Raw genomic sequence first — 12,927 nt, forward strand, 5'->3', positions numbered from 1 at the left:
ACGATTCACTGAAGGAGCGCTTCGGTCAGTTTGCGAGCAAGACCTATGTCTTCACCTTCTCCACATCGGTGCCGGGTGGCGTCTACGAAATTCGCACCAGCACGGCAGCGGCCGCCGGCAGTGTGCCCGCACCGGCCATCACCACCATGCTGAGGATCAGCGAAGGAAAATCCTGAAGCTGCCTTCCAGCGACCTCCGCGCACGCTGCGCACAGCACTGGGTCAATATCGAAACAGGCGCTGCAAAGCGCGCCTTGAACCCCGATCAAGCGTTCTTTTCAGTATTGTTTTCATTGACTATTTAGCACTGCAACATGATCGCCACGATGGCACGCGATCTGCAATGCGAGGCATCGAAGGGCGATTCAGAAGAACGCCCAAGACCGTCCGATACTCGCACCCCGCCATGTTGCTTGACGCTCATCGCCTCTGCCGGTTGATGTCTCCACTGCGAATCGACGCAGTGGAGACGCTGCTGTTGCGTGGGCGATCGAGTGGAGTGCGGCCCTCGTGAAGAAGCGTGGCAGTCGCAAGAATCCAACTGGGCAGGCCAGCGTCGATCCGCCGGCTGCAGACCCGAATCGCAAGCGCAGCGCCGCAGAGTTGCGAGTCGATCAGGACCTCGCGCGCCAGCTCGCTCCGGATTACTGGATGGCGACTCCGGGGCGGCGTCAGGACCTTCCGTCAGACCCCTTCAAGCCTGCATCTCCAAGGGTTCCGGCACCCGGAAACCTATTGTTGTACCGCGCACCTGACGGGGGTAGTCTTCCGTCGCTCGGTGTCTCGCTGCCCGCTGTCCCGGATGATTTTTCCTCTGACGCGTTTCGCAAGGTGCACGAGCACCAAGACGATAAAGACTGCGGATCTACGGATCCGACGGCGCGCAAGGAGGAACACATGCTGACCACGCAAAAAGCGGCGCGTCACGCCAGCCTGGTCGAGTTGGCCGTTCAGGGCATCGCCCCGGCGTCCGAGATCGATCATCTGGTTCGTCATTCATGGACACGGTGTATCGAGAATTACGCACTCGATCCCCTGACCCCCAAGAAAGCTACTGTCGTCGATCGCCCCGAATTGCAGGCGCGACGCGAACAGCATGGCCTTTTGCTGTCGATCGCCAGAATCGAATTGCTGGGCCTGCGCAATCGGCTTCAGCAGAATGATTTTGGAATCATGCTGACCGATCAGGATGGCGTGATCCTTCATTACGTGGGCGATCCCGGTTTTGCCAACACCGCCAAGCGCAGCGGCTTGCGCGAAGGTGCGGTGTGGAGCGAGCGCGAGCTGGGCACCAACGGCATGGGCACCTGCATCGTCGAGCAGCGCTCGGTGATCATTCATCAGAACGAGCACTTCCTCGCTCAGAACACCGAGCTGACCTGCTCGGCAGCGCCGATCTTCGACATGCAGGGCCGAGTCGTAGCTGCTCTGGATATCTCCGGCAGCTTCAGCCGCTCGCAGACGCACACGCTGGCGTTGGTCGAGATTGCCGCGCAGAACATCGAGAACCGGGCGCTGCTGGAATCCTGCAAGCGCCACTACATGCTGCGCTTCCATCGCCAGGCGGAATTCATTTCCACGCCGGGCGAAGGCATCGTCGCCTTCGATGACAACGGCATGATCGTCGGTGCCAACCGCAGCGCGCTCGAACTGCTCGGCCTTTCCCACCATCGAGCCCTGTGCGGCCAGGCGCTGGAAGCGATCTTCGACACCACCATGTCGACGCAGATGCAGCTTGCCGCGCGCCGCGCCTTCCGTGCGGCGCCGCTGGTGGCACGCAGTTCGCAGACCAAGCTCTGGAGCGCGATTCAGCCACCCGAACGCGATGCCCGCAGCGAAGCGCGGCGCGAACCGATCGAAGCGCCGGCACCCTTGCCTTGCGGTCCGCTGGCGACGCTGGAACAGGGCGACCTGCAGATGGCGAACAACATCCGCATCGTTCGTCGCGTGCTCGATCGCGATATCCCGGTGCTGCTGCTGGGCGAAACCGGCACCGGCAAGGGCTGTTTCGCGAAAGCGATCCACGCTGCCAGCCGCCGTGCCGACAAGGCCTTCGTGACGGTCAACTGCGCGGCCATTCCGGAAACGCTGATCGAGTCCGAACTGTTCGGCTACAAGGCCGGTGCGTTCACCGGCGCGACGCGCGAAGGTCATTCGGGCCGAGTCGTGCAGGCCAATGGCGGCACGCTGTTCCTCGATGAAATCGGCGACATGCCGCTGCCGCTGCAGGTGCGCTTGCTGTCGGTGATCGAGGATCGTGAAGTGATGCCGCTGGGCGGCTCGAAAGCGATTCCGGTCGACATCCGCATCATCAGCGCCACCCACTGCGACCTGATGCAGCAGGTGCGTGATCGCCGCTTCCGCGAAGATCTCTACTACCGTCTGAATGGCCTTGCGCTGCGGATGCCTGCGCTGCGTGATCGCCAGGACAGCCGCGAACTGGTGCTGAGCCTGATCCGCGAAGAATCCCGCGATCGCACGCCGATCGATATCGATGACGCCGTGATGCGGCGGCTACTGCAGTCACCGTGGCCGGGCAACATCCGGCAACTGCGCAATGTGCTGCGCACGATGATCGCGATGTGCGAAAGCGATTGCCTGACCATGGCCGATTTCAACGAAGAATGGCTCGGCGCCAGCGTTTCGCATGCACTTACCGCGCAAAGCCCGACGGATCTTGCCGATCTTGATGGCGACGACGTGCTCGGCGATGCCGAACGCGATGCCCTGCGCCGCGTGCTGGAAAGCTGCCGCTGGAACGTGAGCGCCGCAGCCGTGCAACTGCACGTCAGCCGCAAAACGCTGTACCGGAAGATGTTCCGGCACGGCATCACCCGTCGCGAACTTCGCGAAGCCGCACCCCAAGGCGGTGCATAGACCGCAACGCCTCAGTCGAGAGTCATCGAACAGGTCACTGACTCGCTTCATCGGGCCACTAGCCCTACCCCAACCCAAAAAAGAAAAGGAGTTGAATCATGGATGTCCGCGCCGCTGTTGCTTTCGAAGCCGGCAAGCCGCTGTCGATCGAAACCGTGCAACTCGATGGCCCGCGCGCTGGTGAGGTGCTGGTCGAGATCAAGGCCACTGGCCTTTGCCATACCGATAAATTCACCCTGTCCGGCGATGACCCGGAAGGCATGTTCCCGGTGATCCTCGGTCACGAGGGTGCTGGCATCGTCGTCGACGTCGGCCCCGGTGTTACTTCAGTCAAGAAGGGTGATCACGTCATTCCGCTGTACACGCCGGAATGTCGCGAGTGCGAGTACTGCCTGTCCGGCAAGACCAACCTCTGCCAGAAGATTCGCGCCACCCAGGGCAAGGGCCTGATGCCGGACGGCAACAGCCGCTTCAGCTTCCAGGGCAAGCCGGTGCTGCACTACATGGGCTGCTCGACGTTTGCGAACTACACGGTGCTGCCGGAAATCGCCGTCGCCAAGGTTCGTGAAGACGCCCCGTTCGACAAGATCTGCTACATCGGCTGCGGCGTGACCACCGGCATCGGTGCCGTGCTGTTCACTGCCAAGGTCGAGTACGGCACCAACTGCATCGTGTTCGGCCTCGGCGGCATCGGCCTGAACGTGATCCAGGGTCTGAAGATGGTCGGCGCCAACATGATCATCGGCATCGACATCAACCCGGGCCGCGAAGCCATGGCCCGCAAGTTCGGCATGACCCACTTCGTCAATCCGAAGGAAGTTCAGGGCGACCTCGTGTCCTACCTCGTCGAACTGACCAAGGGCGGCGCCGATCACACCTTCGAGTGCACCGGCAACGTCAAGCTGATGCGCCAGGCGCTGGAGTGCTGCCACAAGGGCTGGGGCATGTCGACGATCATCGGCGTGGCACCGGCCGGCGCCGAGATCTCCACCCGTCCGTTCCAGCTGGTCACCGGCCGTCGCTGGATCGGTTCCGCATTCGGCGGCGCCAAGGGCCGCACCGATGTGCCGCGCATCGTCGACTGGTACATGGACGGCAAGCTCAATATCGACGATCTGATCACCCACACGATGCCGCTGGAAAAGATCAACGAAGGCTTCGATCTGATGACCCGCGGTGAATCGATTCGCGGCGTGGTGCTCTACTGATGACGGCAGCGATCGAAAAGCGCAGCGATCAGGCCTGTTTCGGCGGGCGCATGGGCTTCTACACCCATGCCTCCACCGAGACAGGCACGCCGATGAAATTCGGCGTCTATCTGCCGCCGCAGGCCGCGCACCGCAAGGTGCCGGCGCTGTACTACCTGGCCGGCCTGACGTGCACCGAAGAAACCTTCCTGATCAAGGCCGGCGCGCAGCGCATCGCCGCGGAACTCGGTCTGGCACTCGTTGCCTGCGATACCAGCCCGCGCGGTCTGAATCTGCCGGGCGAAGCGGATAGCTGGGACTTTGGCCTGGCCGCCGGTTTCTATCTCGATGCCACCAACGAGCCTTGGAAGAAGAATTACCGGATGGGCTCGTACATCAACGAAGAGCTGCCGGCGCTGATCGAAGCCAACTTCCCGATCATTGGGGCTAAGCGCGGCATCTTCGGCCATTCGATGGGTGGCCACGGCGCACTGGTGACTGCGCTGCGCAATCCGACACGCTGGCAATCGGTATCGGCATTCGCGCCGATTTCCAACCCGGTCGCCGTGCCCTGGGGCCAGAAAGCATTTGGAAACTATCTGGGCGCGGATGCGTCTACTTGGGAGCAGTACGACGCCAGTCTGTTGATCAGGAAGAATCCCTACCCCGGCCTGCTTCTCGTCGATCAGGGACTGGCGGACAATTTCCTGAATCGCGAACTGAAGCCGGAAAATCTGGACGCGGCGGCACGTGCTTCCGGACAACGTTTGAGCCTGCGGCTGCATGCCGACTACGACCACTCGTACTGGTTCATTCAAAGCTTCATGGCCGATCATCTGGCACACCACGCCAGTCAGCTCGGCCTCTCGTAACAGCCGCATCAGCAGCACATAGAAAAACCATTGGCACCGTGCCGAGCGCCGCTCATCGGCACCGGTGTCAGCCCCCCAAGGGAACCAACGGGAATTAAGGACCGGTTCAGCGCCAGCCACGCATACCAGTCCTGCGAGCAATTACTATCTGGAGGAATTCAACATGCAGCACCGCGTACTGTTATCCCTGATCGCTGCAGCCGGCCTGACCGGCGGAGCGATCATCACGGCGTCAGCAGCCGATGCGCCGCTGTACACCGTCGTCGATGGCACCAAGGTCGATCCCAACACGCTCAAGGGCTTCAAGACCTGGCGCGCTGCAGCCTGCGACCGCTGCCATGGCGCAAATCAGGAAGGCATGGTTGGGCCGTCGCTGATCGAAAGCCTGAAAGTGTTGAGCAAGGATGATTTCGTCAAAACCCTGGCCGAGGGCCGCCTTGAGAAAGGCATGCCCAGCTGGTCGGCCAACCCGGGCGTGATGACCAACATGGATGCGCTTTACGCGTATCTGAAAGGCCGCTCCGACGGCAAGATCACTGCTGCCAAAGTGACGGGCATCGAATGATCCCGCTGCCGCAGGTCGGCGGTTCCCGGATCGGCGCGTTGATCGTGGCAGTCCGGAACACCCGGCCTGCGGTAGTCGCCACTGTGGCGCTGCTGCTGGCCAGCTTCCTGATGCCAGTGCAAGCACAGGATGCCGAGAAAAAAGCGTTCCGCATCTGTCGCGACCCGAATAATCTGCCGTTCCAGAACCTCAAGGGTGAAGGCTTCGAAGACAAGATCGCCGAGCTGTTTGCGGCTGATCTCGGGGTCAAGGTGCAAGCCTTCGACTACCCCGCCCGCTTCAACTTCATTCGCAACACGCTGCGCTTCAAGCTGCCCGGCGACGATTACCCCTGCGACATCGTCATGGACGTGCCCGCCGGCTTCAGCCAGGGCACGGCATCGACCAAGCCTTACTACCGCTCGACCTACGCGATGGCGTTCCCGCGTGGCAAGGCGCTGGCCGGGGTCACCTCCGTCGAACAGTTCCTGGCCTTGCCGCAGGAGAAACTGGCGAAGCTGAAGATCGGCGTCATCGACAAGTCGCCGGCGTCGGACTGGATGGCCAAGCGCGGTCTGCTCGACATCGGCGTGCCGTATCGCGTGCTGGTGGCCGATCCGGATCAGAGTTCCGGCGGCATCATCGAAGCCGATCTGATTGCCGGCAAGCTTGACGCCGTGATCGTCTGGGGGCCGATTGCCGGCTACTACGCGAAACGCTATCCGGAAGCCGATCTGCTGGTGCTGCCGATGCAGTCCGAGCACAACGTGCGCTTCGATTTCGAGATCGCGATGGCGGTGCGCATTCCCGACAAGGCTTTGAAGCAGACGCTCGACGATCTGATCACCCGCAATCAGAGCAAGATCGACGCGATCCTGAACGACTACGGAGTGCCGATGCTGCCTCCGGCGCCACCTGCGGCAGCGGCTGCAAACTGAATCTGCGTTCCCGCCCTTTCCGGGCGGCCGTTGCCCGAATCCTTATCGAGACTCCACCATGACCACCCGCAAGCTGAGCAGCACGCTGTCTGCCGCACTGCTGACCTTGGCTATTGCCGCACCGTATGCGGCCACTGCCGCCGTCAATGATTACCCGACCGTCGACCGCGTCGAGTTCGTGCACATGTGCCAGCGCGAGAACGCCGACAAGCCGCCGCAGGAAATGGTCTACAAGTGCTCCTGCGTGATCGACAAGCTGGCCGTCGATCTTCCTTACGAGGATTACGTCGAAGCCTCGACGGCGTTCTATGCCTCGACGATCGCCGGCGAGCGCGGCCAGGTGATTCGCAACGAGCGCGTTGCCAAGGGACTGGCCGACCAGTTCCGTGATCTGCTCGGCAAGGCGCGCAAGTCCTGCTTCGTCAGTTGAGATGACTCAGCCGCAGGCCGGATGGCAATCGACGCTGGCGTCGACCGTCCTGCTGGCTGGCACGCTGCTGACACAAGCGACAGCGGCGCCTGACTTCGGCCTCGAAAAGGTCGCTGAGGGGATCTACGTTCACCGTGGCCAGCAGCAGGACGCCACGGCCGCCAATGGTGGCGATATCGCCAACATCGGCTACATCGTCGGTGATCGCTGCGTGGCGGTGATCGACAGTGGCGGTAGCCTGGCTATCGGCACCGCACTGCGCGACGCCATCCGCCGAGCCGCCGCGAAGCCGGTCTGCTACCTCATTCACACCCACGTCCATCCGGATCACAGCTTCGGCGATGCCGCGTTCAAGGACCCGGCCACGGTTTTCGTCGCCCATGGCGAATATCCGGCAGCGCTGGCGGCAAGACGCGACGGCTTTCTCGCCAAGCTTGAAAGCACGCTCGGCGCTGCAGCCGACGGCAGCGGCAGCGCCTCGCCGACGCTGCTGGTCAGCGACCGTGAAACGCTGGATCTCGGCAACCGGCGTCTCCGCCTGCAAGCCTGGCCGACGGCCCACACCAACAACGATCTGACCGTCCTCGACGAGCGGACGCAAACGCTTTGGACCGGCGATCTGTTGTTCGTCGATCGAATCCCGGTGGTCGATGGCCGCGCCCTTGGCTGGCTGAAAGTGATGGCGGCGCTGCGCGCCCTGAAGCCGGCTCATCTGATTCCCGGTCATGGCCCGGCCCAGCACGACGCCGACATCGCTTTCGGGCCGCAGCAGCAATATCTGGATCAGCTCGTAAGCAGCGTTCGAGCTGCACTGAAAGCCAGGTCCACATTGGCGCAGACTGTCGACACTCTCGGGAATCAGCCGCCGCAGAAAGCATGGTTGCTGTTCAACGACTATCACCGCCGCAACGTGACAGCGGTCTACACCGAACTCGAGTGGGAGGACTGACATGTTCCTGTTCCAGTACTGGCAGCGTGTCGCCCTGGCCGGCCTGATAGCCGCCTTCGCACCGCAAGTCTTCGCGGCACCGGCGGACCCTGCCCCGCAAGCCTCGGCTGCGCCGATCTGGCCGAAAGTTCGCAACAGCCTGTTCGGCACCCGGGCGATCGACGAGAACGCCGGCGAGATCATCGTGCTCGAGGCGCCGAACCGCGCCGAGGATGCGTCGACGGTGCCGATCGCGATCCGCACGAAGATCGCGCAGTCGCCGACCCGTTACGTGCAGAAGCTCTATCTGCTGGTCGACAACAACCCCTCGCCGATCGCCGCCGTGTTCGAGCTGACGCCGGACAGCGGCCGGGCCGATATCGAGACGCGCATCCGCATCGAGCAATACACCGACGTGCGGGCGATCGCCGAACTGAACGATGGCTCGCTGTACATGGCCAGCCACTACGTCAAGGCATCCGGCGGCTGCTCGGCGCCGGCCGGCAAGGATCCGAAGGAAGCGCTGCGCAACGCCGGTCGGATCAAGTTCAGGGTCGATGGTCCGCTCGAAGCCGGCAAGCCGGCGGCCGTGCAACTCGCCATCAGCCATCCCAACGCGTCTGGGCTGGTGCTCGATCAGGTCAGCCGCCTTTACGAGCCGGCGTACTACGTGCGCAAGCTCAGCGTCCGCTACGGCGACAAGCTGGTGCTGAGCGCCGACATCGATTTCTCGATCAGCGAAAACCCCAACTTCCGCTTCTATTTCCTGCCCAGCGGCGATGGCGCTCTGCACGCCGACGTGGTCGACACCAAGGACCTGAGCTTCAGCAGCGAGGTCGCCTTCAAGCTCGGCGGCGTCGCCAGCACCACCCGCTAATCGCCGGGCGGCACCGGTCAGCCACTGCAAATCGTCGTGATCAGCCTGATACGATCACGCCAACTTGCCCCGGAACCGTCCCTTGTCGCTCATTTCCACACCTCGCCGCCGCTGGTATGGCGTCGGCGCGATCTGTTGTGCCGCAACCTTCGCCCTGCTGGCCTGCTCAGGCATCGTTCCTCGCGAACAGCCCTTGCCTGCGCCTGTGGCGGTCGTCCAGACCTACCACTACGCAAAAGACATACAGCCGATCTTCGATAGCAAGTGCGCCGCCTGCCATGGTTGCTTCGATGCGCCCTGCCAGCTGAAGCTGACCAGCGCCGACGGCGTCGAGCGCGGTGCCAGCAAGCTGGCGGTCTACGACGGCACGCGGCTCGAACGTATCCCCACCACCCGCCTGGGCATCGACGCCCTGAACGTCGGCGAATGGCGCCAGAAAGGCTTCTATTCGGTGCAGCCGGTGCTGCAGACCGAGGGCAAGAATCAGGTGCCGTCGTCGCTGCTGCAGCGCGCGCTGGCAATGGGTCGCGAACACAGCTGGCCGCCGAACCAGCGGCTGCCGGAGGACTTGCAACTCGGCTTTGCGCGAGTCAATCAGTGCCCGACCCTCGACGAGTACGACAGCTTTGCCAAGAAGCATCCGCGTGAAGGCATGCCGCTGGCCGTGACCGGCCTGACCGAGCCCGAGTACCAGACGCTGAGCACCTGGATTTCTCAGGGCGCAGTCGTCGAGCCGAACGAGGTGCAGCCGAGCGCCGCCGAAGCCGAGCAGATCACGCAGTGGGAAAACTGGCTGAATCGCGAAGGTGATCGCGAGCAGCTGGTCGCGCGTTATCTCTACGAGCACCTGTTCACTGCCCATCTGCATTTCACCAGCGAGAAGACGCCGCACTTCTACGAGCTGCTGCGCTCGCGCACGCCATCGGGCGAGCCGATCGTGCCGGTCGCCACCCGCTTGCCGAATCAGGCGCCGGACGGCCCGTTCCACTACCGGCTGCGGATCCTGACCGAAAGCATCGTCCAGAAGAACCACATCACCTACGGGCTCGATGCGCGCCGCATGGCGCACTTCCAGGACCTGTTCCTGAAGGACGCCTGGACCGTGCCGCCGAAACCGGAGCACGAGAAACACGACAAGGAAGCCCGCGCCAATCCGTTCCTGACCTTTGATCCGATCCCGGCCAAGGCGCGCTACCAGTTCATGCTCGACGAAGCGCAGTTCTTCGTCCGCACCTTCATACGCGGCCCGGTCTGCGCCGGCCAGGCGGCGACTGACGTGATCCGCGACCAGTTCTGGGTCAGCTTCGAAGATCCGTCGCGCGAGCTGTACGTCAACGACGCCGCCTATCGCAACAAGGTGTCGCCGCTGCTCGATGTCGCCGGTCAGGATTCGAGCTTGATCAAGGCCGGCACCGAATGGGCCAGCTATCGCAACCAGCGCAACGATTACGTGCGGCTGCGCCAGGAGGCCTATGGCAAGAAGATGCCGAAGGGCGCGTCGATCACTGATATCTGGGATGGCGACGGTACCAATCGTGACGCGCTGCTGACCGTCTTCCGTCACCACGACAACGCCTTCGTCAAGAACGGCTTGATCGGCGCGATACCGGAAACCCTCTGGGTGATGGATTACCCGCTGTTCGAGCGCACCTTCTATGAGTTGGTGGTCAATTTCGATGTCTTCGGCAACGTCTCGCATCAGTTGCAGACGCGCCTGTATTTCGACCTGATCCGCAACGACGGCGAGACCGATTTCTTGCGTTTCCTGCCGCCGAAGCTTCGCAATCCGTTGCTGCACCAGTGGTATCAGGACGGCGGCCGGGTGAAGCTGTTCACCACCTATCCGGACATCGACGACAAGCGGCCGACCCAGCTGAAATTCAAGCCGGGTATCGGCGTGGAAGCGGCGAAAGCGGCGTACGTCGACCAGCTTCTGAAGGCGCTGCGCAAGGTCAAGGGGCCGGACGACGTCATCAACCGCTGTGCGCGCGGCGACTGCAAGCTGCCGGACAGCTCGGCGATGACCCAGGCCGCCAATCGCGCGCTGCGGCCGCTGGCACAGGCCACCGGCAAGACCCTGCCGGTGCTGACCCTGCTGCCGGAAGTGGTGCTGCTGCGCATCCGCGGTGACAAGCAGCGGCTGGTCTATTCGCTGGTCCACAACCGCGCGCACAGCAATGTCGCCTTCATCATGGGCGAGGAGGGCCGCCTGCAGCCGGAGCGCGACACGGAAAGCGTGATGCCCGGCGTCTACGGCAACTATCCGAACTTCGCCTTCGATGTGCCGATGGCCGAGCTCGACAGCTTCGTCACAGCGCTGTCGGCGGCTACCGACAAGGCAAGCCTGGAAAAGGTCGTCGATCAATGGGGCCTGCGCCGCACCCATCCGGACTTCTGGGCGGTCTTCAACGACTTTTCCCAGTACCAGCGCGAAACCGAGCCGCTGGAAGCGGGAATCCTGGATATGAATCGCTTTGAAAATCTCTGATCGCTCGTGAATCAAGCCCAGCAGCAGCCGTGCTTCATCGTCATGAACGCAGGTTCCGGACATAGCGACACCAACAAAACGCAGACCATCATCCGCGAAGTGCTCGACAGCGCCGGCCGCCGCCACGAACTGCTGCTCGCCGAGAAAGGCAGTGATATTCCCGGCCTGGCACGGCGCGCCGTCGAACTGGCCAAGGCGCAGGACGGCATCGTCGTCGCTGCCGGTGGCGACGGCACCATCAATGCCGTGGCCCAGGCGGCACTCGGCTGCGGTCAGCCGTTCGCGGTACTGCCGCAGGGCACGTTCAACTACTTCGGCCGCGAGCACGGCATCTCGCAGGACACGCGGATCGCCACCGAAGCGCTGCTGACAGCCACGCCGCAGCCGGTGCAGGTCGGTCTGGTCAACGACCGCCTGTTCCTGGTCAACGCCAGCCTCGGTCTCTATCCGCAACTGCTCGAAGATCGTGAAGCCTTCAAGCAGCGCTTCGGCCGCAGCCGGCTGATCGCGGCGGTGGCCGGCCTGGTCAGCGTGCTGCGCAATCGCCGGCAGCTGAGCATCGAGATCGAAGCCGAAGGCCAGACCCGCAAGCTCCGCACGCCGACGCTGTTCGTCGGCAACAATGCGCTGCAGTTCAAGCAAATCGGCATCGCCGAAGGTGCTGCGCTCGCTCACGACCATCTGGTCGCCATCGCGCCGAAACCAGTCAGCACCTTGGCGATGATCGGCCTGATGCTGCGCGGGGCTTTCGGCCGCCTTGGCGAAGCCGATCAGGTGATCAGCGTCGCGTTGCAGAAACTCACCGTGCGCCCGCATCGTCGCAGTCGGCGAAGGAGCTACAAGGTGGCGATGGACGGCGAAGTCACGCGGCTGCCGGTGCCGCTGGTGTTCTGCGTGTCGCCGACGCCGCTGCTGCTAATGGTGCCGCTGACGCCGGCCACGGAAGACAACGCAGCATGAGCCTGGTGCTGCACCTGTCCGATACCCACTTCGGTACCGAGCGCGCCGAAGTCGTCGAAGCGCTGCTGCAACTGGCGCGCGAGCAGCAGCCCGATGTGGCGATCCTGTCCGGCGACATCACGCAGCGCAGCCGGACGCCGGAATTCGTTGCCGCGCGCAAGTTCATTGATGCGCTGGCAGCGCGATCGAAGTTGATCCTGCCGGGCAATCACGACATTCCGCTGTTCGAGGTCTGGCAGCGGCTGTTCGTGCCGTACCGCAATCTGCGTCGCGCCTTCGGCCGGGAACTGGAACCGGATTACGAGGACGACGCGGTGCTGATCATCGGCGTCAACACCACCAGCCGCTTTCGGCATGTCGACGGCAAGGTTTCTTCGCGGCAGATCGAGCGGGTCCGCCGCCGCCTGCTGCGCAGCCCGGCCTCGCGGCTGAAGCTGGTGGTCACCCATCAGCCGGTGCACGTGCAGCATGTCGAGGACGAGCACAACCTGCTGCATGGCCGTCGTGCGGCGATGCAGGTCTGGTCGGCGGCCGGGGCCGATCTGATCCTCGGCGGCCACATCCATCTGCCGTTCACGCAAGCGCTGCAGGAAGTCCATCAGCTGCCGCGCGAAATCTTTGCCGTACAGGCCGGCACGGCGGTCTCGCGGCGCACACGGTCCGGCGCGCCGAACTCGGTCAATCTGATTCGCCATCAGCCGGGCACTGCGAAATGCAGTGTCGAACGCTGGGATTACGATGCCGATCAGCAGCGCTTTGCGCCTGGCTCGATCACCGAACTCGCGCTCGATCGCCGCCCGCTGCACTGATCGGCCGATCGTTCCAGC

Annotated in this window: 11 protein-coding genes; all 11 read left to right on the forward strand. The window is 63.3% G+C overall.

Annotation, left to right across the window (positions count from 1 at the left end; genetic code table 11):
- Positions 1–896 precede the first annotated feature (896 nt).
- The 11 genes from QZY06_RS13240 to QZY06_RS13290 all read left to right on the forward strand — a co-directional run bounded on the left by QZY06_RS13240 (position 897) and on the right by QZY06_RS13290 (position 12,909).
- Positions 897–2,876: a sigma-54-dependent Fis family transcriptional regulator gene (locus tag QZY06_RS13240; protein ID WP_295685187.1), complete on the forward strand. Its 1,980-nt coding sequence runs from the start codon at positions 897–899 to the stop codon at positions 2,874–2,876.
- 98 nt (positions 2,877–2,974) lie between these two features.
- On the forward strand, positions 2,975–4,084 hold the full coding sequence (locus QZY06_RS13245; protein WP_295685189.1) for an S-(hydroxymethyl)glutathione dehydrogenase/class III alcohol dehydrogenase: 1,110 nt from the start codon (positions 2,975–2,977) through the stop codon (positions 4,082–4,084).
- On the forward strand, positions 4,084–4,935 hold the full coding sequence (gene fghA / locus QZY06_RS13250) for an S-formylglutathione hydrolase (RefSeq protein WP_295685191.1): 852 nt from the start codon (positions 4,084–4,086) through the stop codon (positions 4,933–4,935). The genes QZY06_RS13245 and fghA overlap by 1 nt, the downstream gene beginning before the upstream one ends.
- Before the next feature lie 163 nt (positions 4,936–5,098).
- Entirely contained in the window at positions 5,099–5,500 is a 402-nt protein-coding gene (locus QZY06_RS13255; protein WP_295685193.1) for a cytochrome c, read from the forward strand.
- Complete coding sequence (locus tag QZY06_RS13260) at positions 5,497–6,417, forward strand: quinoprotein dehydrogenase-associated putative ABC transporter substrate-binding protein (protein ID WP_295685195.1); 921 nt, start codon at positions 5,497–5,499, stop codon at positions 6,415–6,417. Before QZY06_RS13255 ends, QZY06_RS13260 begins: the two co-directional genes overlap by 4 nt.
- Before the next feature lie 58 nt (positions 6,418–6,475).
- Positions 6,476–6,847, forward strand: a complete 372-nt coding sequence (locus QZY06_RS13265; RefSeq protein WP_295685198.1) for a hypothetical protein — start codon at positions 6,476–6,478, stop codon at positions 6,845–6,847.
- Position 6,848: 1 nt separating this feature from the next.
- Positions 6,849–7,796: a quinoprotein relay system zinc metallohydrolase 2 gene (locus QZY06_RS13270; protein ID WP_295685200.1), complete on the forward strand. Its 948-nt coding sequence runs from the start codon at positions 6,849–6,851 to the stop codon at positions 7,794–7,796.
- A 1-nt stretch (position 7,797) separates the two neighbouring features.
- The gene (locus QZY06_RS13275; RefSeq protein ID WP_295685202.1) at positions 7,798–8,652 is read left to right on the forward strand and encodes a quinoprotein dehydrogenase-associated SoxYZ-like carrier; all 855 of its coding nucleotides are present in this window, start codon (positions 7,798–7,800) and stop codon (positions 8,650–8,652) included.
- Between the two features lie 82 nt (positions 8,653–8,734).
- Positions 8,735–11,140: a fatty acid cis/trans isomerase gene (locus QZY06_RS13280; protein ID WP_295685204.1), complete on the forward strand. Its 2,406-nt coding sequence runs from the start codon at positions 8,735–8,737 to the stop codon at positions 11,138–11,140.
- Positions 11,141–11,182: 42 nt separating this feature from the next.
- Positions 11,183–12,100: a diacylglycerol kinase family protein gene (locus QZY06_RS13285; RefSeq protein ID WP_295685207.1), complete on the forward strand. Its 918-nt coding sequence runs from the start codon at positions 11,183–11,185 to the stop codon at positions 12,098–12,100.
- Entirely contained in the window at positions 12,097–12,909 is an 813-nt protein-coding gene (locus QZY06_RS13290; protein WP_295685210.1) for a metallophosphoesterase, read from the forward strand. Before QZY06_RS13285 ends, QZY06_RS13290 begins: the two co-directional genes overlap by 4 nt.
- Positions 12,910–12,927: the final 18 nt, after the last annotated feature.

The sequence above is a fragment of the uncultured Nevskia sp. genome (assembly GCF_903885465.1).
In the GTDB taxonomy this organism is placed as follows: domain Bacteria; phylum Pseudomonadota; class Gammaproteobacteria; order Nevskiales; family Nevskiaceae; genus Nevskia.

Excerpts from the sequence above, each read along its gene's own strand:
- QZY06_RS13285 (WP_295685207.1), top strand. The coding sequence starts at position 11,183 with ATGAACGCAGGTTCCGGACATAGCGACACCAACAAAACGCAGACCATC.
- QZY06_RS13245 (WP_295685189.1), top strand. The coding sequence starts at position 2,975 with ATGGATGTCCGCGCCGCTGTTGCTTTCGAAGCCGGCAAGCCGCTGTCG.
- fghA (WP_295685191.1), top strand. The coding sequence starts at position 4,084 with ATGACGGCAGCGATCGAAAAGCGCAGCGATCAGGCCTGTTTCGGCGGG.
- QZY06_RS13260 (WP_295685195.1), top strand. The coding sequence starts at position 5,497 with ATGATCCCGCTGCCGCAGGTCGGCGGTTCCCGGATCGGCGCGTTGATC.
- QZY06_RS13270 (WP_295685200.1), top strand. The coding sequence starts at position 6,849 with ATGACTCAGCCGCAGGCCGGATGGCAATCGACGCTGGCGTCGACCGTC.
- QZY06_RS13255 (WP_295685193.1), top strand. The coding sequence starts at position 5,099 with ATGCAGCACCGCGTACTGTTATCCCTGATCGCTGCAGCCGGCCTGACC.
- QZY06_RS13265 (WP_295685198.1), top strand. The coding sequence starts at position 6,476 with ATGACCACCCGCAAGCTGAGCAGCACGCTGTCTGCCGCACTGCTGACC.
- QZY06_RS13275 (WP_295685202.1), top strand. The coding sequence starts at position 7,798 with ATGTTCCTGTTCCAGTACTGGCAGCGTGTCGCCCTGGCCGGCCTGATA.
- QZY06_RS13290 (WP_295685210.1), top strand. The coding sequence starts at position 12,097 with ATGAGCCTGGTGCTGCACCTGTCCGATACCCACTTCGGTACCGAGCGC.
- QZY06_RS13240 (WP_295685187.1), top strand. The coding sequence starts at position 897 with ATGCTGACCACGCAAAAAGCGGCGCGTCACGCCAGCCTGGTCGAGTTG.